At 66.0% G+C, this 26,341-nt stretch carries 18 protein-coding genes; 15 read left to right on the plus strand and 3 right to left on the minus strand.

Features of this window, described 5'->3' with window-relative positions; genetic code table 11:
* The first annotated feature begins 221 nt into the window (after positions 1-221).
* From AB4Y40_RS39610 to AB4Y40_RS39645, 8 genes are all read left to right on the plus strand, one after another.
* Positions 222-1,547 carry a nitrate/nitrite transporter gene (locus AB4Y40_RS39610; protein ID WP_368692490.1) on the plus strand — a complete coding sequence of 442 codons (1,326 nt, stop codon included), beginning with the start codon at positions 222-224 and terminating at the stop codon, positions 1,545-1,547.
* A gap of 45 nt (positions 1,548-1,592) precedes the next feature.
* Complete coding sequence (locus tag AB4Y40_RS39615; protein WP_368692491.1) at positions 1,593-2,987, plus strand: NarK family nitrate/nitrite MFS transporter; 1,395 nt, start codon at positions 1,593-1,595, stop codon at positions 2,985-2,987.
* 169 nt (positions 2,988-3,156) lie between these two features.
* Positions 3,157-6,882, plus strand: coding sequence for a nitrate reductase subunit alpha (locus tag AB4Y40_RS39620; RefSeq protein ID WP_368692492.1), 3,726 nt, complete (start codon positions 3,157-3,159; stop codon positions 6,880-6,882).
* Complete coding sequence (gene narH, locus AB4Y40_RS39625; protein WP_368692493.1) at positions 6,879-8,432, plus strand: nitrate reductase subunit beta; 1,554 nt, start codon at positions 6,879-6,881, stop codon at positions 8,430-8,432. Before AB4Y40_RS39620 ends, narH begins: the two co-directional genes overlap by 4 nt.
* A gap of 16 nt (positions 8,433-8,448) precedes the next feature.
* Positions 8,449-9,150, plus strand: coding sequence for a nitrate reductase molybdenum cofactor assembly chaperone (gene narJ, locus AB4Y40_RS39630; protein ID WP_368692494.1), 702 nt, complete (start codon positions 8,449-8,451; stop codon positions 9,148-9,150).
* Complete coding sequence (gene narI / locus AB4Y40_RS39635; RefSeq protein WP_368692495.1) at positions 9,147-9,830, plus strand: respiratory nitrate reductase subunit gamma; 684 nt, start codon at positions 9,147-9,149, stop codon at positions 9,828-9,830. The genes narJ and narI overlap by 4 nt, the downstream gene beginning before the upstream one ends.
* Before the next feature lie 269 nt (positions 9,831-10,099).
* Positions 10,100-12,109 carry a type IV pili methyl-accepting chemotaxis transducer N-terminal domain-containing protein gene (locus AB4Y40_RS39640; protein ID WP_368692496.1) on the plus strand — a complete coding sequence of 670 codons (2,010 nt, stop codon included), beginning with the start codon at positions 10,100-10,102 and terminating at the stop codon, positions 12,107-12,109.
* Between the two features lie 72 nt (positions 12,110-12,181).
* Positions 12,182-12,877: a response regulator gene (locus AB4Y40_RS39645; RefSeq protein WP_368692497.1), complete on the plus strand. Its 696-nt coding sequence runs from the start codon at positions 12,182-12,184 to the stop codon at positions 12,875-12,877.
* A 30-nt stretch (positions 12,878-12,907) separates the two neighbouring features.
* Here AB4Y40_RS39645 and AB4Y40_RS39650 read toward each other — a convergent pair whose 3' ends face one another.
* Both AB4Y40_RS39650 and uvrA read right to left on the minus strand, forming a co-directional pair.
* Positions 12,908-13,993 carry an AI-2E family transporter gene (locus AB4Y40_RS39650; protein ID WP_368692498.1) on the minus strand — a complete coding sequence of 362 codons (1,086 nt, stop codon included), beginning with the start codon at positions 13,991-13,993 and terminating at the stop codon, positions 12,908-12,910.
* A 113-nt stretch (positions 13,994-14,106) separates the two neighbouring features.
* Entirely contained in the window at positions 14,107-16,998 is a 2,892-nt protein-coding gene (gene uvrA, locus AB4Y40_RS39655; RefSeq protein WP_368692499.1) for an excinuclease ABC subunit UvrA, read from the minus strand.
* Positions 16,999-17,218: 220 nt separating this feature from the next.
* On the opposite strand from uvrA, the gene AB4Y40_RS39660 reads away from it, so the two are divergent.
* The 6 genes from AB4Y40_RS39660 to AB4Y40_RS39685 all read left to right on the plus strand — a co-directional run bounded on the left by AB4Y40_RS39660 (position 17,219) and on the right by AB4Y40_RS39685 (position 23,882).
* Entirely contained in the window at positions 17,219-18,394 is a 1,176-nt protein-coding gene (locus tag AB4Y40_RS39660) for an MFS transporter (RefSeq protein WP_368692508.1), read from the plus strand.
* A gap of 149 nt (positions 18,395-18,543) precedes the next feature.
* A complete protein-coding gene (locus AB4Y40_RS39665) occupies positions 18,544-19,092 on the plus strand; it encodes a single-stranded DNA-binding protein (RefSeq protein WP_368692500.1) in 549 nt (182 codons plus the stop codon).
* A gap of 290 nt (positions 19,093-19,382) precedes the next feature.
* Positions 19,383-21,050 (plus strand): hydroxylamine reductase, encoded by a 1,668-nt coding sequence (hcp, locus tag AB4Y40_RS39670; RefSeq protein WP_368692501.1) that lies wholly within the window; start codon positions 19,383-19,385, stop codon positions 21,048-21,050.
* 17 nt (positions 21,051-21,067) lie between these two features.
* Positions 21,068-22,090 carry a 2Fe-2S iron-sulfur cluster-binding protein gene (locus tag AB4Y40_RS39675; protein ID WP_368692502.1) on the plus strand — a complete coding sequence of 341 codons (1,023 nt, stop codon included), beginning with the start codon at positions 21,068-21,070 and terminating at the stop codon, positions 22,088-22,090.
* A gap of 155 nt (positions 22,091-22,245) precedes the next feature.
* Positions 22,246-22,914 carry a transcriptional regulator gene (locus AB4Y40_RS39680; RefSeq protein ID WP_368692503.1) on the plus strand — a complete coding sequence of 223 codons (669 nt, stop codon included), beginning with the start codon at positions 22,246-22,248 and terminating at the stop codon, positions 22,912-22,914.
* On the plus strand, positions 22,911-23,882 hold the full coding sequence (locus AB4Y40_RS39685; RefSeq protein WP_368692504.1) for a threo-3-hydroxy-L-aspartate ammonia-lyase: 972 nt from the start codon (positions 22,911-22,913) through the stop codon (positions 23,880-23,882). The genes AB4Y40_RS39680 and AB4Y40_RS39685 overlap by 4 nt, the downstream gene beginning before the upstream one ends.
* Positions 23,883-23,893: 11 nt before the next feature.
* Here AB4Y40_RS39685 and AB4Y40_RS39690 read toward each other — a convergent pair whose 3' ends face one another.
* Positions 23,894-24,769: a LysR family transcriptional regulator gene (locus AB4Y40_RS39690; RefSeq protein ID WP_368692505.1), complete on the minus strand. Its 876-nt coding sequence runs from the start codon at positions 24,767-24,769 to the stop codon at positions 23,894-23,896.
* 136 nt (positions 24,770-24,905) lie between these two features.
* Between AB4Y40_RS39690 and AB4Y40_RS39695 the strand changes: the two genes are divergently transcribed.
* On the plus strand, positions 24,906-26,228 hold the full coding sequence (locus tag AB4Y40_RS39695; RefSeq protein WP_368692506.1) for an MFS transporter: 1,323 nt from the start codon (positions 24,906-24,908) through the stop codon (positions 26,226-26,228).
* The last annotated feature ends 113 nt before the right edge of the window (positions 26,229-26,341 follow it).

Here is a 26,341-nt window from a genome sequence, read left to right on the forward strand (position 1 = left end):
TGCCGTAGCGTGTTTCATGACACGCTACGGCTTTTCGAACTAATCTTATTGCTCTCCGGCGCGTTCGCATGCATGCGATTTTTCTTCCGCGCCAACTCGCTCCCGCGGTACTACTCCTTAAGTTCTAGTGGCGCATCGTCGCGCACTCCCTGCGGAGAATAGTCCGCACCTTTCGTCTTTCCTACTCTTGTCACGTCAACTAAACGACAAGAGGGAAATTCATGAAAGCCGCCCTATCCCCGCAGGCGGAACCCGTCGCCGATAGCCGTGCCTGGCGCGTGCTGGGTTCGAGTACCTTTGCGTTCACGATCTGCTTTGCCGTCTGGATGATGTTCGCGATCCTCGGCATTCCGCTCAAAAAACAGCTTCACCTCACCGATACCGAGTTCGGCCTGATTGCCGCGATGCCCGTGCTCACGGGCTCGCTCGCCCGCGTGCCGCTCGGCATCTGGACCGACCGCTTCGGCGGGCGCATCGTCTTCTTCATCACCATGCTCGTGACCGTCGTGCCGATCTGGCTCGTCTCGTACGCGACGCAACTGTGGCAATTCCTCACGCTCGGCCTGTTCGTGGGGTTCGCCGGCGCCTCGTTCTCGGTGGGCACGCCCTATGTCGCGCGCTGGTTCCCGAAGTCGCGCCAGGGGCTCGCCATGGGCATCTTCGGGGCGGGCAATTCGGGCGCCGCGCTCAACAAGTTCGTGGCGCCGGTGCTGATCGTCGCGGCCGGCACGTGGACCATCGTGCCGAAGGTCTACGCCGTCGCGATGCTCGCGACCGCGTTGCTGTTCTGGATGTTCTCCGCGAGCAACCCGGCGCACCGCGTGCCCGGCAAGGAGAGCGTAGCGGACCAGCTGCGCGTGCTCGCCGACCCGCGCGTGCTGCGCTATGCGCAGTACTACTCGGTGGTGTTCGGCGGCTATGTCGGCCTGTCGCTATGGATGCCGCAGTACTACGTGAACCAGTACGGCTTCGACATCGAGCATGCGGCGTTTCTCGCTGCGTGCTTCTCGCTGCCCGGCGGCGTGCTGCGGGCGGTAGGGGGCTGGCTCTCCGACCGCTACGGCGCCTATCGCACGACGTGGGCCGTGATGTGGGTCGCGCTCGCGTGCTTCTTCCTGCTGAGCTATCCGCCGACCGACTTCACGATCCACAGCGCGCATGGCCCGCTCGGTCTGCATATCAGCACGGGACCGGTGTTCTACACCGTGCTGATGTTCGTCGTCGGCATTGCGATGGCGGTGGGCAAGGCCTCGGTCTTCAAGTTCATCGGCGACGAGTACACCGACAACATCGGCGCCGTCTCCGGCATCGTGGGGCTGGCGGGCGGTCTCGCGGGCTTCGTGCTGCCGATCCTGTTCGGCCTGCTCGTCGACCTCACGGGCGTGCGCACCACCTGTTTCATGCTGATGTTCGGCGCCACCCTGGTGAGCCTGCTGTTCATGCACTTTTCGTTCCGCCCCGAAGCGCTCGCCCTGGGCAGCGCGAAGCTCGCGCGCAAGGCTGGCGCCGCGACGCCGGCGCCGCAGGAAACCACGTACTCCGAATGATCCAACTCGCGCCGCGTCTGCGGCGCCTACTGAACGAGCACAACCATGTCCAAGTATCTCCTGACCCAATGGGAGCCCGAGAACCCCCGGTTCTGGCAGGCTTCCGGCGAGCAGATCGCCACCCGTAACCTGTGGATTTCGATTCCCGCGCTGATGCTGGCGTTCGTGGTGTGGTCGCTGTGGAGCGTCACGGTCGTCAATCTCGACAAGGGCGGCTTTCACTTCACCAAGAACGAACTCTTCTGGCTCACGGCGCTGCCTGCGCTTTCGGGCGCCACGCTGCGCATCTTCTATTCGTTCCTCGTGCCGATTTTCGGCGGCCGCCGCTTCACGGCGATCTCCACGGCGAGCCTCCTGATTCCGGCCTTCGGAATGGGCTTCGCGCTGCGCGATCCGTCCACCTCGTATACGACGCTGCTCGTGCTCGCCCTGCTGTGCGGTCTCGGCGGGGCGAACTTCAGCTCGTCGATGGCGAACATCAGCTTCTTCTTTCCGAAGGCGCGCAAGGGTTTTGCCACCGGCCTCAATGCGGGCATCGGCAACCTCGGCGTCTCGCTCGTGCAGTTCGTCACGCCGATCGTCATCTCGACGGCCGTGTTCGCCGGCCTGCTCGGCGACGGCCAGACCTGGGTGAAGGACGGCGCCGAGCACAGCATCTGGCTGCAGAACGCGGGCTTCGTGTGGATTCCGCTCATCGTCGTCTCTTCGTTTGCCGCGTGGTTCGGCATGAACGACATCGCCGATGCGAAGGCCTCGTTCCGCGAGCAGGCCGTGATCTTCCGCCGCGCGCACAACTGGATCATGTGCTTTCTCTATGTCGGCACGTTCGGCTCGTTCATCGGCTTCTCGGCCGGCCTCGCGCTGCTCACGAAGGCGGAGTTTCCCGCCATCAACCCGACTGCATGGGCCTTCCTCGGGCCGCTTGCCGGCGCACTCACGCGCCCCGTCGGCGGCTGGATCTCGGACAAGCTCGGCGGCGCGCGCGTCACGCTCTGGACCTTCCTCGCGATGATCGTCGCGGTGATGGGCGTGATCGCGTTCCTGCCGGGCGGCGCGCTGGGCGGCGCACAGGGCAGCTTTGCCGGTTTCCTCGCGATGTTCGTCGTGCTGTTCGCGCTCACCGGCATCGGCAACGGTTCGACCTTCCGCATGATTCCCGTGATCTTCCTGACGCACCATCAACGCGCCGCGAAGGGCAACGGTGATGACGTGCAGCGCAGCGCGCTCGCCGAAGCGGGCAAGGAGTCGGCGGCGGTGCTCGGCTTCGCGGGCGCAATGGGCGCGTACGGCGGCTTCTTCATTCCGAAGAGCTTTGGCTCGTCGCTCGAAATGACGGGCTCACCGGTCGGCGCGCTCGTGTGCTTCATCGGCTTCTATGTGGTGTGCGCGGTGGTGACGTGGTTCTTCTACGCGCGCCGCAACGCATCCACACCTTGCTGAAGCGAATTAGTCCTTTGGGAGTAGTGCGAACTCTCCCGTTGATGAATGGGCAGGCACGGGCCTGCCCGCCATACTCGGAACGATACGGCTGCCTGTCGCCACGCGTGCCACGCAAGCGGGCGGCGACAGGCGTGATCGATCGATTCCAGCAGCAGTCCCGGAGAACCTGATGAGTTATTTTCTGGACCGGTTGAAGTTCATGTCGCGCGTGAAGTCGACGTTTTCGAAGGGTCACGGCGCGGTGGTGAACGAGGACCGCAAGTGGGAAGACGGGTATCGCAGCCGCTGGCAGCACGACAAGATCGTGCGCTCGACCCACGGCGTGAACTGCACGGGCTCGTGCTCGTGGAAGGTTTACGTGAAGAACGGCCTGATCACGTGGGAAACGCAACAGACCGACTATCCGCGCACGCGCGCCGACCTGCCCAATCACGAACCGCGCGGCTGCCCGCGTGGCGCATCGTATAGCTGGTACGTGTATTCGGCGCAGCGCGTGAAGTACCCGATGATCCGCGGGCGCCTGATCGAAATGTGGCGCGAGGCGCGCAAGACGCTCGACCCGGTCAAGGCATGGGCTTCGATCGTCGAGGACCCGAAGAAGGCGGCGCACTACAAGCGCGCGCGCGGCCAGGGCGGCTTCGTGCGCGCCGGGTGGGACACGGCCACCGAGATGATCGCGGCGGCCAACGCCTACACCATCGGCAAGTACGGTCCCGATCGCGTGGTGGGTTTTTCGCCCATTCCGGCAATGTCGATGGTCTCGTACGCCGCAGGCGCGCGTTATCTGAGCCTGATCGGCGGGGCGTGTCTGTCGTTCTACGACTGGTATTGCGACTTGCCGCCTTCCTCGCCGCAGGTGTGGGGCGAGCAGACCGACGTGCCCGAATCGGCCGACTGGTACAACTCCACGTATCTCATGGTGTGGGGCTCGAACGTGCCGCAAACGCGCACGCCCGACGCCCACTTCTACACCGAGGTCCGCTACAAGGGCACGAAGACGGTGGCGGTGTCGTCCGACTTCGGCGAGATGGTGAAGTTCGGCGATATCTGGCTTGCGCCGAAGCAGGGCACCGACGCGGCGCTCGCGCTCGCGATGGGCCACGTGGTGCTCAAGGAGTTTCACGCAACGGCGAAGTCCGCGTACTTCCGCGACTACGTCAAGCAGTACACCGACATGCCGATGCTCGTCACGCTCGCGAAGCGCGATGGCGCGCTCGTGCCGGACCAGTTCCTGCGCGCGTCGCAACTCGCCGCGAATCTCGACGAAGCGAACAACCCGCAGTGGAAGACGCTCGCCATCGATTCGACCACGGGTGACATCGTCGCGCCGAACGGCTCGATCGGTTTCCGCTGGGGCGAAGGCGAGCACGACGGCGGCAAGAAGGTGGGCCGCTGGAACCTCGAAATGAAAGACGGCGGCAGCGGCCGCGAAATCGATCCGCTGTTGTCGCTCATTGACAGGCATGACGAAGTGGTCGAGGTGGGCTTCCCGTACTTCGGCGGCGAACATGGCGCGCTGCTCGCGCGTCGCGTGCCCGTGAAGCGCGTGGCGCTGGCCGACGGCACGAGCGCTTTGGTCGCGACCGTCTTCGACCTGCAGATGGCCAACTACGGCGTCGACCAGGGGCTTGGCGGACCGAACGTCGCGTCCTCGTATGACGACGACGTGCCCTGCACGCCCGCCTGGCAGGAGAAGCACACCACGGTGCCCCGCAAGCTCGTGATCCAGGTGGCGCGCGAGTTTGCCGACAATGCCGACCGCACGCGCGGCAAGAGCATGGTGATCGTCGGCGCGGCGCTCAATCACTGGTACCACAACGACATGATCTACCGCGGCATCATCAATCTGCTGATGATGTGCGGCTGTATCGGCCAGAGCGGCGGCGGCTGGGCGCACTACGTGGGCCAGGAAAAGCTGCGTCCGCAATTCGGCTGGGCGCCGCTCGCGTTCGCGCTCGACTGGTCGCGCCCGCCGCGCCAGATGAACGGCACGTCGTTCTTCTACAACCACACGAGCCAGTGGCGCCACGAGAAGGTCAGCCTCGATGAGATCCTCGGCCCGGGCGCGGACCGCGAACGCTACAAGAACCTGTCGATGCTCGACCTCAACGCGAAGTCCGAGCGCATGGGCTGGCTGCCTTCGGCGCCGCAACTGGGCGCCAATCCGCTCGACGTCGTGGATGCTGCGCAGCGCGCGGGCGTGCAGCCGGTGCAGTACACCGTCGATCAGCTGAAGTCGGGCGCATTGAACTTCGCCTGCGACGACCCCGACAATCCCGCAAACTTCCCGCGCAACATGTTCGTGTGGCGCTCGAACATCCTGGGCAGCTCGGGCAAGGGTCACGAGTACTTCCTCAAGTACCTGCTCGGCACGCAGAACGCGCTGTTCGGCGACGAAGCCGACGCGATCAAGCCTTCCGAAGTGAACGTGCGCGAAGCGGCCGAAGGCAAGCTCGACCTGCTCACGGTGCTCGACTTCCGCATGAGCACCACGTGCCTTTACGGCGACATCGTGCTGCCCTCGGCCACGTGGTACGAGAAGGACGACCTCAACACGTCGGACATGCACCCGTTCATCCATCCGCTTTCGGAGGCGGTGCAGCCGTTGTGGGAGAGCAAGACCGACTGGGAGATCTACAAGGCCATCGCGAAGAAGTTTTCGGAGATCGGCGGCGCGCATCTGGGCAAGCGCACGGACCTCGTGTGCACGCCGCTCATGCACGACACGCCAGGTGAACTCGGTCAGGCGTTCGAGCCGAAGGACTGGCGCCTTGGCGAATGCGATCTGATCCCGGGCAAGACCGCGCCTTCGATGACGCTCGTGGAGCGCGACTATCGCGAGATCTACAACAAGTTCACCTCAGTCGGGCCGCTGCTCGAAAAGCTGGGCAACGGCGGCAAGGGCATCAACTGGAACACCGTGCACGAGGTGGGCGAGTTCGCACAGCTCACGGGCATCCAGCAGAACCGCGGCGCGGCCGAGGGACGCCCGCGTCTGGAAACGGCCATCGACGCCGCCGAGATGATTCTCACCTTCGCGCCGGAAACCAACGGCCACGTCGCGGTGAAGGCGTGGGACGCGCTCTCGAAGATCACGGGCCGCGATCACACGCACCTGGCCGAAGGCCGCGAGCACGACAAGATCCGCTTTCGCGACGTGCAGGCGCAGCCGCGCAAGATCATCTCCGCGCCCACCTGGTCGGGGCTCGAATCGGAAGAGGTGAGCTACAACGCGGGCTACACCAACGTGCACGAGCTGATCCCCTGGCGCACGCTCACGGGCCGTCAGCAGTTCTATCAGGATCACCGCTGGATGCTCGACTTCGGCGAGGGCCTCTGCAACTACAAGCCCGCCATCGATACGAAGACGACCTCGCCGATGCTCGGCGCGAAACCGAACGGCGAGCACGAACTCGTGCTGAACTGGATCACGCCGCACCAGAAGTGGGGCATCCACTCCACGTACACGGACAACCTGCGCATGCTCACGCTTTCGCGTGGCGGCCCGCACGTCTGGGTCTCGGAAGCCGAGGCGAAGGAAGCGGGGCTCGTCGACAACGACTGGGTCGAAGTGTTCAACGTGAACGGCACGCTCACGGCGCGCGTCGTGGTGAGCCAGCGCGTGCCGCGCGGCATGTGCCTCATGTATCACGCACAGGAAAAGATCATCAACGTGCCGGGCGCGGAAACGAGCGGCATGCGCGGCGGCATTCACAACTCGGTCACGCGCACGGTGCTCAAGCCCACGCACATGATCGGCGGCTACGCGCAACTCGCGTATGGCTTCAACTACTACGGCACCGTCGGCAGCAATCGCGACGAGTACGTGATCGTGCGCAAGATGAAGAAGGTCGAGTGGCTGGAAGGCCCGATGAAGGAAGGAGCAGCATCATGAAAATCCGCGCCCAGGTGGCGATGGTCCTGAACCTCGACAAGTGCATCGGCTGCCATACGTGCTCCGTCACGTGCAAGAACGTGTGGACGTCGCGCGATGGCGTCGAGTACGCGTGGTTCAACAACGTCGAGACGAAGCCCGGCATCGGCTATCCGAAGGAATGGGAGAACCAGGAGAAGTGGAACGGCGGCTGGGTCCGCAACCCGAACGGCAAGATCGAGCCGCGCCAGGGCCCGAAGCTCAAGGTGCTGGCCAACCTGTTCGCGAACCCGAACCTACCCGGCATCGACGACTACTACGAGCCGTTCACGTACGACTACGAGCATTTGCAAAAGGCGCGCCTCTCGCAGACGCCGCCCACCGCGCGCCCCGTGTCGGTCATCACCGGCAAGAAGATGGACAAGATCCATTGGGGTCCCAACTGGGAAGACGACCTGGGCGGCGAGTTCGCCTCGCGCAGCCGCGACAAGCTGTTCGAGAACGTGCAGAAGGAGATGTACTCGACCTTCGAGAACACCTTCATGATGTATCTGCCGCGTCTGTGCGAGCACTGCCTGAATCCGGCGTGCGTGGCGTCGTGCCCCTCGGGCTCGGTGTACAAGCGCGAAGACGACGGCATCGTGCTCGTCGACCAGGACAAGTGCCGCGGCTGGCGCATGTGCATTTCGGGTTGCCCGTACAAGAAGATGTACTTCAACTGGAAGAGCGGCAAGGCCGAGAAGTGCATCTTCTGCTATCCGCGCATCGAGGCGGGGCAGCCCACCGTCTGCTCGGAAACGTGCGTGGGCCGTATCCGCTATCTGGGCGTGATGCTTTACGACGCGGACCGCATCAGCGAGGCGGCCTCGGTTGAATCGACGCAGGATCTGTATCAGTCGCAGCTCGATGTGTTCCTCGATCCGCACGATCCCGCCATTCAGGCCGAGGCGCGCCGCCAGGGCGTGCCGCAGAGCTGGCTCGACGCCGCCGTGCGCTCTCCCGTGTACCGCATGGCGGTCGAGTGGAAGATCGCGTTCCCGCTGCACCCCGAGTACCGCACGCTGCCGATGGTCTGGTACGTGCCGCCGCTTTCGCCGATCCAGTCGGCCGCGGACGCGGGCCATATCGGCATGGACGGCGTGATTCCCGACGTGGCGAGCCTGCGCATTCCCATGCGCTATCTCGCCAACCTGCTGACCGCCGGCGACGAAAAGCCCGTAATCTCGGCGCTCAACCGCATGCTGGCGATGCGCGCCTACAAGCGCACCCAGGCCGTGGACGGCGTGAACGACAACGCGGTTCTTGCGCGCGCGGGCCTCACGCCCGAGCAGGTCGAGGACATGTACCGCACCATGGCGATCGCGAACTACGAGGACCGTTTCGTCGTGCCGTCGTCGCACAAGGAAATGGTCGAGGACTCGTTCAACGAGAAGGGCAGTTGCGGCTTCTCGTTCGGCAACGGCTGTTCGGGCGGCGTTTCCGAGGGCTCGCTGTTCGGCTCGAAGGTCGAAGGCAGCGTGGTGTATGCCGATATGCCGAAGTCGCGTCGCAAGACGCCGTCTGAAGCTTGAGCGGGAGGACGCCATCATGTCGATTTATCCCATTCTCTCCGCGCTGCTCGATTATCCCGAGCAGCCCTTGCTCGACGCGCTCGACGAGATCGAAGCCGCACTCGAAGCCCTGCCGAACGGCGCATTCGCGGTGCACGAACTGGCGCCGCTCATCGCGGCGCTGCGCGAGCGCTCGCTCGTCGAGTCGCAGGAAGCGTACGTGGCCACCTTCGACCGCAATCCGCGCCACTCGCTGCATCTGTTCGAGCACGTGCACGGCGAGAGCCGCGCGCGCGGCCAGGCGATGGTCGATCTGCTCGACGAATACCGCAGCCATGGCCTCGACGTCGCGACGAGCGAACTGCCCGACTACGTGCCGCTCTTTCTCGAAGTGCTCGGTCTGATTGGCGACGAAGAGGCGAGCGCCCTGCTCGGCGAGGCGATTCACGTACTCGCGGCGCTCGGCAATCAGCTCGAGAAGAGTGAAAGCCCCTACGCGGGCATCTTCACGGTGCTGTGCGAGCTGACCGAGGTCGAGCCGCTGCCGCTCGTGGGCGCGCCCGTGCGCGACATGGACGAGGCGCTCGAACGCTTCGGCACCGGCGCGGACGGCGTGGAGCCGCTCATGCACGCGTTCGGCGCGAGCAACTCGCCGCAGGTCGTTCAGTTCCACCCGCGAGCGCAGTTTGCCGCGGCCACCGCGACCACTCTGGCTGCCTGCGCAAAGGAATCGCCATGAACACGCTCAACCAGTTTTTGTTCGGCATCTATCCGTATATTGCCGCCGCCATCTTCCTGTTCGGCAGCCTCGCACGCTTCGAGCGCGAGCAGTACACGTGGAAGGCGGACAGCTCGCAGCTGCTCTATCGCGGGCATTTGCGGCTCGGCAATATCCTCTTTCACGTCGGCGTGCTCGGGCTTTTCTTCGGGCATCTGTTCGGTCTGCTCACGCCCGTCGCGGTGTGGGACTGGCTCGGCGTGCCGCACGCGGTCAAGCAGCTCGTGGCGATGGTCGCGGGCGGCGTGATGGGCTCGATGTGTCTGGTGGGCCTCGCGATCCTGCTGCACCGGCGGCTTTCGAACGCGCGCGTTTCGGCCGTGACGCGCGTGGGCGACAAGGTGCTGCTGTTGTGGCTGCTCGTCACGCTGTTGCTCGGGCTGAGCACCATCGGCGAATCGGCTAGCCACATGGACGGCGCGATGATGGTGCGGCTCATGACCTGGGCGCAGCACATCGTCACGTTCCGCGGCGACGCGGCGAGCTTCGTGACCGACGCGCCGCTCATCTTCCGCATGCACCTCTTCATGGGCATGACGCTGTTCGTGATCTTCCCGTTCACGCGGCTCGTGCACGTGTGGAGCGGGTTCGCTTCGATCACCTATCTCTCGCGTGCCTGGCAGCTCGTGCGCAGCCGCTAGCGGCCAACGTTTGCCTCTGGACGGCCGTGGGGATGGCCGTTCTTCGCGGGGAGCGAGCACGCTCGCCTTCCCCGCTTTTTTCACGATGTGCGCAGGCCACGTGGCGCGCAATATAGTTCACCGTGACTCGCCCGGGAGGCAGGCGAACTGGCGCATAGTGTCGCAGTTGGCCGTGCAGACCGCGACATAGCGCGCGATCGGCCGCGCTCCGTCAGATAATGTCGGTATAGGCGCCGCCGTTTCGGCGTAGCCGATTCCCGGTCCCGGCCATGACTCCGTCTTCCGATTCCGCAGCCGCATCCGCCGCTTCTGCCGGATCTTCCGGCGCGCAGGAAGCGCCTTTCCCGAGGCGGCTCTCCACGCGCATCGTTGTGCTTTCCACGGTCGCGCTCGCGCTCGTGCTCGCGATGATCAGCGGCACGCTCTGGCTTTCCTGGCAGCTCGAAGGCGGCGCCGCCGCGATCAACGACGCGGGCAGCCTGCGCATGCGCGCGAACGCGGTGGCGATCTCACTGTGGGAAGCCCGCACCGGCAAGCCTTCGCAAGTCGACGCCCAGATGCGCCAGCTCGACGAGACGCTGCGCGAATTGCGCGACGGCGATCCGGCGCGGCCGCTCTTTCTCCCCGCCGATGCCGGCATCCACGCGCAGTTCGATCGCGTCGCGACTGCCTGGAACCAGACGCTCAGGCCCGCTGCGCTGAGCGACCTCGCCGCCAGCGGGGGCGAGCCCTCGACGTACATCGGCCTGCTGCCCGGCTTCGTCGACGAGGCGAACCGGCTCGTCAGCCTGATCGAGCGCGAGAACGCGCGCAAGACCGCGTGGCTGCGCATTTCGCAGGTCGCGCTCGCGGCGCTGTCGTGCGTGGGCACGCTGGCGATCGTCTATCTGCTTTACCAGTGGTTCGTGGCGCCCGTGCAGCGCTTGCAGGACGGCCTCGCGCGCATCGAGGCGCGGGAGTTCGACACGCGCTTGCCGGTCGAAACGTACGACGAGTTCGGTCATCTCACGCAAGGCTTCAACCGCATGGTCGCGGAGCTGCAGGCGCTCTATCAGGACCTTGCGGAGCGTGTGGACGCCAAGACCGCGCAACTGGCGGCGCAAAACCGCGAACTCGCCACGCTCTACGAGATGGCGGCGTTTCTCAACACGCCGGGCCCGGCGGAAAGCCTGTGCCACGATTTCCTCACGCGCGTGATGCGCGAATTCGACGCCGATGGCGGCACGGTGCGCGTCGTTTCGCCTGACGACGGCAATCTGCATCTGCTCGTTTCGGAAGGCATGCCCGAATCGATCACGCGCGCGGAGCAGTGCATGCCCGCGGCCGACTGTGCGTGCGGGGGCGCGACGGCCGAGGCGCCGGTCGTATTCGGCTTGATGGCGCAGCCGGGCGCGCGCACGGCCGGTGGGGAAAGCGGAGAAAGCGGCCTGGGCGGGGCTTTCACGCAGCGCTGCCTGAAAGCGGGCTTCGTGAGCGTCGCGGTGTCGGCCATCGTCGCGCAGAACGAGACGCTCGGCACGTTCTCGCTGCACTTCCGGCGCGAGCGGGAGATTCCGCCGTCGGGCGTCCAGCTGCTCCAGACGCTCGGCCGCCACCTGGGCGTCGCGCTCATGAACCGGCGGCTCGTGGCGCTCGGGCGCCAGCTCGCCGTGTCCGAGGAGCGCAATCTCGTCGCCCAGGGGCTGCACGACAGCATCGCGCAAGGCCTGAGCTTCCTGAAGATGCAAGTACACCTGCTCGATGGGGCGGCGCAGCAGGGCGACCTCGACGAAATCCGCGAGATCGTGCCGCTGCTCGCGGGCGGCGTCGAGGAAAGCTACGACGACGTGCGCGAACTGCTGCTGAATTTCCGTACGAAGCTCGGCCCGGGCAAGCTGCGCCTCGCCGTGGAGGACACCGTGGCGCGCTTTCGCCGCCAGTCGGACGCCGAGCTGACGCTCGACTATCGCGACGAAGACGGGCCGCCGCTGCCGCCCGACCAGCAGCTGCAGGTACTCTTCGTGCTGCAGGAGGCGCTCTCGAATGCGCGCAAGCATGCTGAGGCGCTGCACGTTCAGGTGAGTGTCGTGAACGCGCGCGACTTCCGCCTGACGATCGAAGACGACGGCGTGGGCTACGATCCCGCCGATATCGCTTCGCGCGGCGAATCGCACGTGGGCTTTCACATCATGCATGAGCGCGCGAGACGTCTTGCCGCCGTGCTCACGCTACAGAGCGCGCCGGGGCGCGGCGCACGCGTCGAACTGGTGCTGCCCGCCACGAGCCGCATGGCCGCGTGAATGCGGCCAACGAACCTGGCCGACGGCGTTCCGATCAGAACCGGAAGACATCGCGACAAGACCACGATCCCCATGACCATACGCATCCTGCTCATCGACGACCACACGCTCTTTCGCTCGGGCGTGAGCGCGCTCCTGCAGCGTCAGGCTGACCTGGAGGTGGTCGGCGAGGCGTCGGACGGCGTGGAAGGCGTCAAGCGCGCGAAGCAGCACCTGCCCGACGTCATCCTGCTCGACCTCAACATGCCGGGCCTCTCGGGGCTCGAAACGCTGCAACTGCTGGTGGAAGACCTGCCAGACACGGCGGTCGTGATGCTCACCGTCTCCGAGGAAGCCGACGAGCTCACCGCCGCGATGCGCGAGGGCGCGCGCGGCTTCCTGCTCAAGAACATCGACGCCGACGCGCTCGTCGCGGCGATCCGCAAGGCCGCGAGCGGCCAGCCGGTCATTACCGAGCACATGACGGCGAAGCTCGTGGAGCAGATGCGCAAACCCGCGCAGTCGACCGGCGGGACCGGCACGACCGGCGCCGCGCGTGCGAGCGCGGAGACGCTCACGGCGCGCGAGCGCGACATCGTGCGCGAGCTGGCGCGCGGCGCGAGCAACAAGGAGATTGCGCGTACGCTCGACCTGGCGGAGAGCACGGTGAAGATTCACGTGCGCAACATTCTGCGCAAGCTCAATCTCACGAGCCGCGTGCAGGTGGCGATCTACGCGATGGGGCACGACGGCATGACCGACGTGCCCGGCGAGCCGCGCGGGCGTTGAAGTCCGCGCGCGGGCCTTGGCGAAAGCGGCTCAGACGAGCCGCAGATAAATCAGTTCGCGCTTGATATACGCGTAGAAAATCGGCGCGGCGATCACGCCTTGAATGCCGAACGCGGCTTCCATCACGAGCATGGCGACGAGCAGTTCCCACGTGCGCGCCTCGATCTGTCCGCCCACGATGCGCGCGTTCAGGAAGTATTCGAGCTTGTGGATCAGGATGAGAAACACGAGCGCCGTGACCGCCGCGGGCAGACTCACGGTGAGCGCGATGGCGACGATCAGCGTGTTCGAGATCAGGTTGCCGATCACGGGCAACAGGCCCACCACGAAGGTCACCACGACCAGCATCTTCGCGAGCGGCAGCGGCGCGTGAAACAACGGCAGCGCGAGCAGGAGGAAGAGGCCGGTGAACACCGTGTTGATCGCGGAAATCTTCACCTGCGCGAACACGATGCGGCGGAACGCGTCGGCGAAACGCGACACGCGCGCGACGAACGCCGTGGAAAGCGGCAGCCGCGTGGCGTTCTTCTGCGCGCCAATGGCGATGATCGCGCCGATGATCATGCCGATCACGATATGCCCGAAGATGCGCGCGGCGTTCTTGCCGCCCTGGCCGAGCTGGGTGGCGTGCTCGTGCATGAGCGCGAGCGCCTTGAGCTTCATCTGGGCGACGTCAACGGGCAGATAGGCGGCGATGGACTCGGGAATGCGCCCGCGCGCCTGGTCGACGAACGTCATCATCTGCGCCATGACCTTCTGCACGCTCGGCACGTCGTTTTCGAACTGCTCGATGACGCCCACGGTGAGCCCCGTGAGCACCCCCACGATCACGATCGAAACCAGCACCACGGAGAGCCAGCGTGCGCGGCTACTCGACATGCGCCGCTCGATGAGCGGCGAAATGGTATGAACGAGCTGGAAGACGAGCATGCCCGCGAGCAGTGCGCCGAGCAGGTTCAGGTGCAGCACTGCCAGCATGCCGGCGAGCGCAGTCACATAGCTGCCGATTTCCACTGCCGAAAGCTTCGGCAGGCTCATGTCGCTCGTGAGCCTGACCGGCCGTGGCCGCAGGTCGCGCACCTGTTTATCTTCGGTCGCTTCGTTGCGCTTGACCATGTTGGGTGTATTCCGTCTCCAAACTTTCGGGGGCGCACGCGCCCCCGACCCGTTGTTGCTGCAGCTATTTCTACTGCTAAATTTCCGGCCCGCTTGTCAGCCCGCCTGGCGGGTTACTTGCCCGAGGCCGTGTCCAGCGCGGCGATCTGGCGCTTGAGCAGCGGCGCGAGATAGCGGCCCGTGAAGCTTGCCTTCGACTTCGCCACCTGTTCGGGCGTCCCCTGGGCCACGATCTGCCCACCGCCCGCGCCGCCTTCCGGTCCCATGTCCACGACCCAGTCGGCGGTTTTGATTACATCGAGATTATGCTCGATGATGACCACCGTGTTGCCCTGATCTCGAAGCCGGTGAATCACTTCGAGCAAAAGCGCGATGTCGTGGAAGTGCAGGCCCGTGGTCGGCTCGTCGAGTATATACAGCGTGCGGCCCGTGTCCCGCTTGGAAAGTTCGAGCGAAAGCTTCACGCGCTGCGCCTCGCCGCCCGAGAGCGTGGTCGCCGACTGGCCGAGGCGGATATAGCCCAGGCCGACATCGAGCAGCGTCTTGAGCTTGCGCGCCACCACCGGCACCGCCTTGAAGAACTCGTAGGCGGCTTCCACCGTCATGTCGAGCACTTCGCTGATGTTTCGGCCCTTGTATTGAATCTCGAGCGTCTCGCGGTTGTAGCGCTTGCCGTGGCAGACGTCGCAGGGCACGTACACGTCGGGCAGGAAGTGCATTTCCACCTTGAGCACGCCGTCGCCCTGGCAGCTTTCGCAGCGCCCGCCCTTCACGTTGAACGAGAAGCGGCCCGACTCGTAGCCGCGTTCCTTGGCGGCCGGCACGCCCGCGAACAGTTCGCGGATGGGCGTGAAGAGGCCCGTGTAGGTGGCCGGGTTCGAGCGCGGCGTGCGCCCGATCGGCGACTGGTCGACGTTGATGACCTTGTCGAAGTGCTCGAGACCCTCGATCGCCTCGAACGGCGCCGGTTCCGCCGACGATCCATACAGATGCTGCGACACGGCGTGATAAAGCGTGTCGTTGATGAGCGTGGACTTGCCCGAGCCCGAGACGCCCGTCACGCAGGTCAAAAGACCGACGGGCAGGTCGAGCGTGACGTGCTTGAGGTTGTTGCCGTGGGCCTCGACGATGCGCAGGCGGCGCTCGCCGGGCTCGATGCGCTCGTCGGGATAGTCGATGCGGCGCGCGCCCGAGAGGTACTGGCCCGTCATCGAGGCCGGATCGTGCTCGACTTCCGCTGGCGTGCCCTGCGAAATCACCATGCCGCCGTGCTCGCCCGCGCCCGGACCCATGTCGACCACGTAGTCGGCCATGCGGATCATGTCTTCGTCGTGCTCGACGACGATCACCGAATTGCCGAGGTCGCGCAGATGCTTGAGCGTGGAGATCAGGCGGTCGTTGTCGCGCTGGTGCAGGCCGATGGACGGCTCGTCGAGCACGTACATCACGCCCGTGAGGCCCGAGCCGATCTGCGAGGCGAGGCGGATGCGCTGCGCCTCGCCGCCGGACAGCGTCTCGGCGCTGCGCTCGAGCGAGAGATAGTCGAGCCCGACGTTGTTGAGGAACATGAGGCGCGCGACGATTTCCTTGACCACCTTGTCGGCGATCTCGCGCTTTGCACCTTCGAGGTGCAGCGTCTGGAAGTAGCCGAGCGTGTCGCGCAGCGGCCAGCCGCTCACTTCATAGATGGCCCGCGCCTCCTCGCCCGCGCCGATGCGCACGAAGCGCGCTTCGCGGCGCAGGCGCGTGCCTTCGCAGTGCGGGCAGGCCTGGTTGTTCTGGTACTTCGAAAGCTCCTCGCGCACGGCGGCCGAGTCGGTCTCGCGGTAGCGCCGCTCGAGGTTCGGGATGATCCCTTCGAACACATGCTCGCGCACCGAAGTGCGGCCGCGCTCGTTGATGTACGAGAACGGAATCTCCTGCTTTCCGGAGCCGTAGAGCAGGATCTTGCGCACTTTCTCGGGCAGGTCCTCGAACGCGGTATCGATGTCGAAGTCGTAGAACGCGGCCAGGCTCTGGAGCATCTGGAAGTAGAACTGGTTGCGCCGGTCCCAGCCCTTCACGGCGCCCGCCGCGAGCGACAGCGACGGGTGCGCGACCACGCGCTTCGGATCGAAGAACGTGATCTGGCCCAGACCGTCACACTCGGGGCATGCGCCCATCGGGTTGTTGAACGAGAAGAGGCGCGGTTCCAGCTCGGGCAGCGAATACGAGCAGATCGGGCAGGCGAACTTCGAGCTGAACAGGTGCTCGCGGTTCGTGTCCATTTCGAGCGCGATGGCGCGGCCGTCGGCCAGACGCAGCGCGGTTTCGAACGACTCCGCGAGGCGCTGCTTCATGTCGGGACGCACCTTCAGGCGGTCGACCACCACGTCGATGGTGTGGCGCTCGCTCTTCTTGAGCTTGGGCAGCGACTCGACCTCGTAGATCTTCGCTTCCCCTTCGTTGGCCGTGCCGCCGCCCGAGCGCACCCGAAAGCGCACGAAACCCTGCGCCTGCATGTCGTCGAACAGCTCGGCGTGCTCGCCCTTGCGGTCCACGATCACGGGCGCGAGGATCATCAGCTTCGTTTCTTCGGGCAGGGCGAGCGCGGCGTCCACCATCTGCGAGACGCTTTGCGACTCCAGCGGAATTTCGTGGTCCGGGCAGTAGGGCGTGCCGATGCGTGCGTAAAGCAGCCGCAGGTAGTCGTGGATCTCGGTGACGGTGCCGACGGTCGAGCGCGGGTTGTGCGACGTGGCCTTCTGCTCGATGGAAATCGCCGGCGACAGACCCTCGATCAGGTCGACGTCGGGCTTTTCCATGAGCTGCAGGAACTGGCGCGCGTAGGCCGAGAGGCTTTCCACGTAGCGGCGCTGGCCTTCCGCGTAGAGCGTGTCGAACGCCAGCGAGGACTTGCCCGAGCCCGAAAGCCCGGTGATCACCACGAGCTTGTGGCGCGGCAGGTCCAGATTGACGTTCTTCAGGTTGTGGGTTCGGGCCCCACGGATACGGATCTGTTCCATGAACCTGCGGGAGAAAGGGAAACCAAACCTGCTACTATAACGACTTTTCCAGACCGCCGTTACGGCTTGCTGACGGTCTTTGAAAGGGCCCGGAGCGGCAAGTGCAAGGGCCTCGAAAGAGGCGCGTCAGGGGGCGTCCCGGTCAACAAACGTGCGGGCACTTGCGGTCCAAACACATAACGCTCCGATGTCCTCCAATTCACCCGCTACATCCTCGCGCATGAGCGCGCCCGAGTTGCGCGCGACCGTCTCGCTGGCGGCGATCTTCGCGCTGCGCATGCTCGGTCTGTTCATGATCATGCCGGTGTTTTCCGTCTACGCGAAAACCATTCCCGGCGGCGACAACCTGCTGCTGGTCGGCATCGCGCTCGGCGCATACGGCGTCACGCAGTCGCTTCTCTATATTTTCTACGGCTGGGTTTCGGACATGGTGGGCAGAAAGCCCGTCATTGCCACCGGCCTCGTCATCTTCGCGATCGGCAGCTTCGTCGCGGCGGGCGCGCACGACATGGTGTGGATCATCGTCGGACGGGTGATCCAGGGCATGGGCGCCGTATCGTCGGCCGTGCTGGCGTTTATCGCCGACCTGACCGCCGAGGAGCACCGCACCAAGGCCATGGCGATGGTGGGCGGCTCGATCGGCATGTCGTTCGCCGTGGCCATCGTCGGCGCGCCGATCGTGTTCCACTGGGTCGGCATGAGCGGCCTGTTCACACTGGTCGGGGTGTTCTCGATTCTCGCGGTGGGCGTGGTGATCTGGGTCGTGCCCGACGCGCCCAGCAAGCCCGTGCACGTGCGCGCCCCATTCGCCGAGGTGCTGCACAACGTGGAGCTGCTGCGCCTGAACTTCGGCGTGCTCGTGCTGCACGCCACGCAGACGGCGCTCTTTCTCGTCGTCCCGCGCCTGCTCGTGGACGCGGGCCTGCCGGTCGCGTCGCACTGGATGATCTATCTGCCGGTCATGGGCCTCGCGTTTGTCATGATGGTGCCCGCCATCATCGTCGCGGAGAAGCGGGGCAAGATGAAGCCCGTGCTCGTTTCTGCGATCGGTCTTATCCTGATCGGCCAGCTTTTGCTCGGCTCGCTCGCGCATACACTTGTCATCGTGGCGGCCGTGCTCTTCGTGTACTTCCTCGGCTTCAACATCCTGGAGGCTTCGCAGCCTTCGCTCGTGTCGAAGCTCGCGCCGGGCAATCGCAAGGGCGCGGCTACGGGCGTGTACAACACCACGCAGTCGATAGGGCTCGCGCTCGGCGGCGTGGTGGGCGGATGGATACTCAAGCACGAGGGCGCGAGCGCCGTGTTTTATACGTGCTCGGGGCTCGTCTTGTGCTGGCTTATAATCGCGGCCAATATGAAGGCGCCGCCCAAGCGGGCAGAAGCCACGCGGGCTTGACCCGGGCGGGCCTGAGTTAGAACCAGCGGTTCACAGCAACGCAATTCGCGGAGGCGGTCCGCGACCGGCGAAGGCGCATGACACATCAGGCGCTCGCCGGCGCGCACCGCGCGGCCGCTCCTCGCAACGGAATCAAACAGGAGAAATTCATGGCATCCGTGAACAAGGTGATCCTCGTCGGCAACCTCGGCGCCGATCCGGAAGTGCGCTATCTGCCGAGCGGCGACGCCGTGGCGAACATTCGCCTCGCCACGACCGACCGCTACAAGGACAAGGCGTCCGGCGAGTTCAAGGAAATGACCGAATGGCACCGCGTGTCGTTCTTCGGGCGCCTGGCCGAGATCGTCTCGGAGTACCTGAAGAAGGGCTCGTCGGTGTATATCGAAGGCCGCATCCGCACGCGCAAGTGGCAAGCGCAGGACGGCACCGACCGCTACTCGACGGAAATCGTCGCCGACCAGATGCAGATGCTGGGCGGCCGCAGCGGCGGCGCCTCGATGGGCAGCGACATGGGCGACGACGGCGGCTACAGCCGTGAGCAGTCCGCGCCGCGCGGCGGCGGCCGCGCTTCGGGCGGTGGCGGCGCGCCGCGTTCGAGCGGTGGCGGTGGCGGTGCCGGCGGCGGCGCGGGTGGCGGCCGTTCGAACGCGCCGGCCGGCGGCGGCTTCGACGAGATGGACGACGATATTCCGTTTTAAAGCCTCCGAACGCATCGGCAGGACCTGAAGCCCCGGCTCGACCTCACGGTCGGGCCGGGGCTTTTCATTTGCGCGCGCGGACCGAGCGAACTCAGCAAGCTGAGCGAGTCGAGCGCCGACCTGCTGCGACGTTTTCGCACACGCAGTCGCTTCTCCGCCTCGAGCGGACACGTTTTCTGATTTTTGTCACGGCAAAACTCCCGCCGGCGCGCGACCATTTAAAAGATGCATTGATTTTGCATCTTACAAGACTGCTCGCGCCGTCACCCCACAAGGAAAAGGAGAAAGCCGTGTTTTGCTATCAATGTGAACAGACCGACCGCACCCAGGCCACACCGGGGTGTGCCTCGGCCAAGGGCAACTGCGGCAAGGACGCCACGACTGCGGATCTGCAGGATCTGCTGATCTACGCAGCCAAGGGCATCGCACAGTATGGCGCGCTCGCGCGCGGCCTCGGCAGCCCCGATCGCGAAGCCGACCGCTTCATGCTCTACGCGCTGTTCACAACGCTCACCAACGTCAATTTCAACGCCAGCCGTTTCGTGGCAATGCTGCGCGAGGCCGCGCAACACCGCGATCGCGCGAAGTCGACCTGCGAGGCGCTCGCGCTCGCGCAAGGCGTCGCTGCTGCGCAGCCGGGCGGCGCCGCGCTCTGGCAACCGGCCAACGATCTCGCCGAACTGCAGGCGCAGGCGGCGCTCGTCGGCATCAGGGCCGGGCTGCCGAAGGTGGGCGAGGATGTCGTGGGCCTGCGAGCCCTCGTGCTCTACGGTCTCAAAGGCGTATGTGCTTACGCCCATCACGCGCGCGTGCTCGGCTACGAGAGCGAGGAGGTCTACGCGGGCGTGGAGGCGGCGCTCGTGTTTCTCGCGAGCGAACCCACGCAAGCCGGCGATATCCTTGAACATGCGCTCGCGCTCGGCAACCTGAACCTCAAGGTGATGGAACTGCTCGATGCGGCGAACACGGGTCGATTCGGCGTGCCCGAACCCACTGCCGTGCGCGTGACGCCGGCGGCGGGCAAAGCCATCCTGGTCTCGGGCCACGACCTCGGCGATCTGGAGGCGCTGCTCGAAGCGACCCAGGGCACCGGCGTGCAGATCTACACGCACGGCGAGATGCTGCCTGCGCATGCTTACCCGAAGCTCAAGGCCTATCCGCATCTGGCAGGCAACTACGGCGGCGCATGGCAGGACCAGCAATCGGACTTCGCGAACTTCCCCGGCCCGATCCTGATGACCTCGAACTGCCTGATCGAGCCGCTGCCGCAGTACCGCCAGCGCATCTTCACCACCGGGCCGGTAGGCTGGGCCGGCGTGCGCCATCTCGAGCATCACGCATTCGCGCCGGTCGTGCAGGCCGCGCTCGCGCTGCCGGGCTTCCGCGAAACGGCGCTGGAGGAAACCATCACCATCGGCTTTGCGCGCAACACGGTGCTCGGCGTGGCCGACAAGGTGATCGACGCGGTGAAGGCCGGCCAGATCCGCCACTTCTTCCTGATCGGCGGCTGCGACGGCGCCGCGCCGGGCCGCAACTACTACACCGAGTTCGCCCAGGGCGCGCCCGACGACACCGTCGTCATGACGCTCGGCTGCAACAAGTACCGCTTCAACCGCCACGCGTTCGGCGACATCGGCGGCATCCCGCGCCTGCTCGATCTGGGCCAGTGCAACGACAGCTACTCGGCGATCCAGATCGCCATCGCGCTCTCGAAGGCCTTCGACTGCGGCGTGAACGATCTGCCGCTTACCCTCGTGGTGTCGTGGTTCGAGCAGAAGGCCGCTGCGGTGCTGCTCACGCTGCTCGCGCTCGGCCTGCGCAACATCCATCTCGGACCGACGTTGCCCGCCTTCCTCACGCCGAACGTCCTCGACATCCTCGTCAAGCAGTTCGGCATTTCGCCGATCGGCGAGGCGCAAGCGGACCTCGCCGCGGCGCTCGCACGCAAGGCCGCTTGAGCGCGGGTGAAATCGTCATGAGTTATCAAATCGAGCTCACCACGCGCGACGGCCAGGCGTTCGGCTTCGCCTGCGAGCCGGGGCAGGATGTGCTGAGCGCGGCGGCGGCGGCGGATATCACGCTGCCTTCGCAGTGCCGGCGCGGCAGCTGCGGCGCGTGCCACGCCACCGTGACCGAAGGGACGTACACGCTCGGCGATCACAATGCGGATGCGTTGCCGTCCGGCGACCCGCAGGCGGTTCTGCTGTGCCGCACGAGACCGTCGGCCGACTTGCGTGTCGCCGCGCCGTACGACGGCACGAAGGTGCTGCTGCAGCCGGTTGCCGCGCGCACGGCGCGCATCGCCGCGCTGGCAACGATCGCCGACGACACGTGCCGTCTCGAACTGCTTCTCGATGCCGACGACACGAGCGGCAGCGCCGCCGAATTCGAAGCGGGCCAGTTCGCGGAACTGGAGTTGCCGGAAGGCGGCGTGAAGCGCCCGTTCTCGCTTGCCAACACGAGCAACTGGGAAGGGCGCCTCGAGTTCCTCATCCGGCTGCGGCCGCAAGGCGAGTTTTCGGCGTATCTGCGCGAGCGGGCGCAGCCGGGCGACCTGCTTACCGTTCACGGCCCGCAGGGCGGCTTCGGTTTGATCGCCGACAGCCTGCGCCCGCGCTGGTTCGTCGCGGGCGGCACGGGTCTCGCGCCCGTGCTTTCGATACTGCGCCGCATGGCCGAATTCGGCGAAATGAACGACGCGCGGCTCTTTTACGGCGTGAATCGCGAGAGCGAGCTGTTCCTGCTCGACGAACTGGACGCGCTTCGGGCGGCGCTGCCGCAACTGCACGTCGAGCTTTGCGTGCGCGAAGCGGGTGATGGCTGGCAAGGCTCGCACAGCACCCCCGTCGACGCGCTCGCCGCCGCGCTTGCAGACGGTGGCGCGGCGCCCGATCTCTACGTTTGCGGTCCGCCCGCGATGGTGAGCGCCGCGCAAGCGGTGGCGGCGCGCGCACGCGTGCCGTCCACGCAGTTCGTGAGCGAGCGCTTCACGGTCTGAGCAGCAATGCAGTGAGTCGTGTTTCTTCGTGTCTGATTGACCTCGCCTTCGGGCGGGGTTTTTTTTTCGCGCATCGGGCGGCCAGGCACGGCAACTCTGAGCGATCCATTTAAACGATTGACATTCAGTCATTTACTGTCAAAATGTCCAATATCATGATGCCAACCCGCAAGACCCGTTCCGGCCTTTCCACTGACGAAAACGCGCTGCTCCTGCGCGAAGGCGAGAAGATTGTCGCGGCGCTCGGGCAGACGCTCGCGCCGCTCGTCGAGGTAGTGCTGCACGACCTCACGCGGCCCGAGCACTCGGTCGTGGCGATCGCGAACAATTTGTCAGGACGGCAAGTCGGCGACGCCGCCACCGAAATGGGTCTCGCGCGCATCACCGACTCCGGCTTCCCCGAAGTCGTGGCCAACTATCCGAACCGCTTTCCCGACGGGCGTCCGGCCAAGAGCACATCCATCGGCCTCAAGAACAGCGCGGGCGAGTACGTCGCGGCCCTCTGCCTGAACATGGATGTGTCGCTGATCGGCGCGGTGACGGCCGGCCTCGGCCAGCTGATCCAGACCAGCACGGCTGCGCCCGTCGCCGAAACGCTCGCGCCGCGCGGCGTGGGCTGCGTGCGCGAGGCGCTCGAACGCTTCGCCGCCACGCGCAACACCACGCCCATCGGCATGACGCTCGCGCAGCGCCGCGAGGCCGTGCGCGAACTCGCGACAAACGGAATGCTGAACCTGCGTCATGCGCTCGCCGACGTGGCCACCACGCTCGGTGTGGCGCGCTCGACCGTCTACACCTACCTGCCAGCCGAAGACCGACCATGAGCACTCTGCCTATTACCTTCGAAGACGTCGCCGCCGCCCACGAACGCCTGCGTGGCGTCGCGCACCGCACGCCGGTTCTGACTTCCAGCACCGCGAACGAACGCACGGGCGCGCAGCTCTTCTTCAAATGCGAGAACCTGCAGCGCATGGGCGCGTTCAAGTTCCGCGGCGCCTATAACGCGATCGCACAGTTCACGCCGGAGCAGAAGGCGGGCGGCGTGATCACGTTTTCGTCGGGCAACCACGCGCAGGCGATCGCGCTGTCGGCGCGCCTGCTCGGCGTGAAGGCCGTGATCGTCATGCCGCACGACGCGCCCGCCGTAAAGGTGGAGGCCACGCGCGGCTATGGCGGCGAGGTCGTCTTTTACGATCGCTATACCGAAGACCGCGAGGCGCTCGGCAAACGGCTCGCGGCCGAGCGCGGCCTCACGCTCATTCCGCCGTACGACCACGCGCATGTGATGGCCGGGCAGGGCACCGCCGCCAAGGAGTTGTTCGAGGAAACGGGCGAGCTCGACCTGCTGCTCACGCCGCTTGGCGGGGGCGGGCTGCTGTCGGGCTGTGCGACTGCCGCGCATGCGCTCTCGCCCGCGTGCACGGTGATCGGCGTCGAGCCCGAAGCCGGCAACGACGGTCAGCGCAGCCTGCAGACAGGTGAGATCGTCCACATCGACACGCCGAAGACCCTTGCCGACGGCGCGCAAACCCAGCATCTCGGCAACCTGACCTTCGCGGTGATCCGCGAGCGCGTGAGCGAGATCGTCACGGTGAGCGACGCGGAACTCGTCGATACGATGAAGTTCTTCGCGAGCCGCATGAAGCTCGTGGTCGAACCCACCGGCTGCCTCGCGGCGGCGGCAGTGTTGCACGGCAAGGTGGATGTGCGCGGCAAGCGCGTGGGCGTGCTCATCTCCGGGGGCAACGTCGACCTGCTGCGCTTTGCCGAGCTGGTTCAGGCTGCAAGCTAAGGCGCCTGAACTTAAGCGAGCAGTTCCCCGAGCGCCGCGCGCGCGTTCGTCACGTGCGCGGACTCGCCCGGTCGGCCCGGCAGCAAATGAAATTCGGCCGCAGGCAGTGCGGGCAGGCCGAATGAAGCCGGGCAGGGCATCAGTCCTTCGCCGATCGACGACTCGTTCAGACACGAGATCCCCAGCCCCGCCTTGAGCGCGAGCTGCAGCCCGGCCACGCCCGAAGCCGAATGCGAAATCAGATAGGGCATGCGCGCTTCGTCGAGCAGCCTCACGACGCGCCGCTGCAACTGGCAGGTCGCCGGCAGCAGCACGAGCGGCCAGGGCGGCGTGAGCGCGGGCCGCTCGCGCAGCGTTTGCGTCGCGCCCACCCACACCAGTTTTTCGCGCCGTATCGACGTGTTCCTGTGCGTACCGCGGCCTTCCTCCACCAGCCGCAGCGACAAGCCGATGTCGTAGGCATTATCGTCCGCGCTGCTGTCGATCACGGCGCTCGGCAGCACGGTCACATGCAGACGCAGACGCGGATGCTGGACCGCGAAGCGCCGGATGATCTCGGCGACGTCGTGCGGCCGGTAATAGTCCGTGATCGCAATGCGCACTTCGCCGTCGAGCGTGCGGCCGAGCATGTCGTCGAAGGCGGCGTCGCAGAGCGCGACGATGCGGCGCGCGTGGTCGAGCAGCTTCGCGCCCGCGGGCGTGGCGGTCATACCCTGCTTGCTGCGCACGAAAAGCGGCTGGCCGACGCGCTCCTCGAGCTTCTTGAGCTGCTCGCTCACCGACGACTGCGAGAGGAACACCCGCTCCGCACCCGCGGAGACACTGCCCGCTTCCGTCACGGCGATAAATGTGCGCAACTGCGCGAGATCGAAACCGCGTGCGTTCATGGTTCAGCTTGACCCGGTGCGTTTCGTGCCATTTCATCATTCGGAAATTCCGAATATACGAATTGGAATTTCCCGCTTTTCCGATAGATGTTGCGCCTCTACGATGCCCTCAGTCAACCGTTTTCTGGAGATCATCATGGGACGCAGTACGAGGCGGGGCGCGGCACACCGCTGGAAAGTGCTCGCGGTGGGCGTGGCGGCCAACGCCAGTTTTGCGGCAGCGCTCGGCGGCATTCCCGCGACGGGCGTGTTGATCCGCTCGGATTACCGCATCGGCACGGGCGAACTGGGTATCGTGCTCGGCATGCTTGGACTTGGCATCGTACTGAGCGAGCTTCCCTGGGGACTCCTGACGGACCGCTGGGGCGACCGGCGCGTGCTGCTCACGGGCCTTTCCACGACAGCGCTCGCACTCGTCGCGATGGCGCTCTGGGGCGCCCCGGCGGGCGCGCACACGCCCAGCGCGACGGTGCTCGCGGTTGGCCTGCTCGCGCTCGGCCTGCTTGGCGGAAGCGTGAACGGCTCGAGCGGGCGCGCGGTGATGGCGTGGTTCGCCGCCCACGAGCGCGGCCTTGCGATGAGCATCCGGCAAACCGCCGTGCCGACTGGCGGCGGACTTGGCGCACTCGTGCTGCCCGCGCTCGCCGAGCATGCGGGATTCGCTGCCGTCTACGGCGCACTCGCCGCGATGTGTGTGGTCTCCACCGTGCTTACGATCGTCTGGTTGCACGAACCCGCGCACGAACCGGACGCCGCGCATGTGCCGCTTGTCGCTCACGAAGCGCTCGCGCAGGCACAACGCGCCGTCTCGCCGCTGCGCAGCGTCACCGTGTGGCGCATGGTGACCGGCATTGGCGTGCTGTGCATTCCCCAGGTGGCCGTGCTCTCGTTCGCGAGCATTTTCCTGCATGACGTCGGCCATGCGGGTACGGCGGCAGTCAGCGCGACGCTTGCGGCCGTGCAGGGCGGCGCGGCGTTCATGCGGGTGTACGGCGGCCGTTGGACAGACCGGCACGGCGACCGGCGTATCTGGCTGCGCGGTTGCGCGGCGCTCACCGTCGCGCTGTTCGTGGTGCTTGCCGCGCTGACGGCTTTTGCGTCGCCAGCGCATCGCGCAAGCGCTGCGTTCGTCACGCTGCTCGCCGCGGTGATCGTGCCTGGCGGTATCGCCGCTTCCGCCTGGCACGGCGTTGCCTTCACCGAACTCGCGACGCTCGCGGGCAACGGTCGGGTGGGAACCGCGCTCGCCATGGGCAACACCGGCGCATTCGTTGCGTTCTTCGTCGCGCCTTCGGCGATCCCGCTGCTGTTGTCGTGGTTCGGGTGGCCGGCGGTCTGGGCGGCCGCCGCGCTCTGCGCCGCGCTGGCATGGCCCGCATTCGCGGCGCCGCGCGAGCGCAGCGACGCCGTGCGCACTGGCGAGCGTCGACAACGCGCTCGCGCGCGTGCCGCGATTTGAGCGTACGGAACATAAGCCATATTTAACGTTTCGGAAATCTCCGATTTCGACGGCGGCTTTTCAATGGTCAGATGAACGACCTTGTTGATGTTGCGGGTTGGGGGGGGGGGGGC

This window comes from Paraburkholderia sp. EG287B (genome assembly GCF_040965595.1).
Lineage (GTDB): Bacteria > Pseudomonadota > Gammaproteobacteria > Burkholderiales > Burkholderiaceae > Paraburkholderia.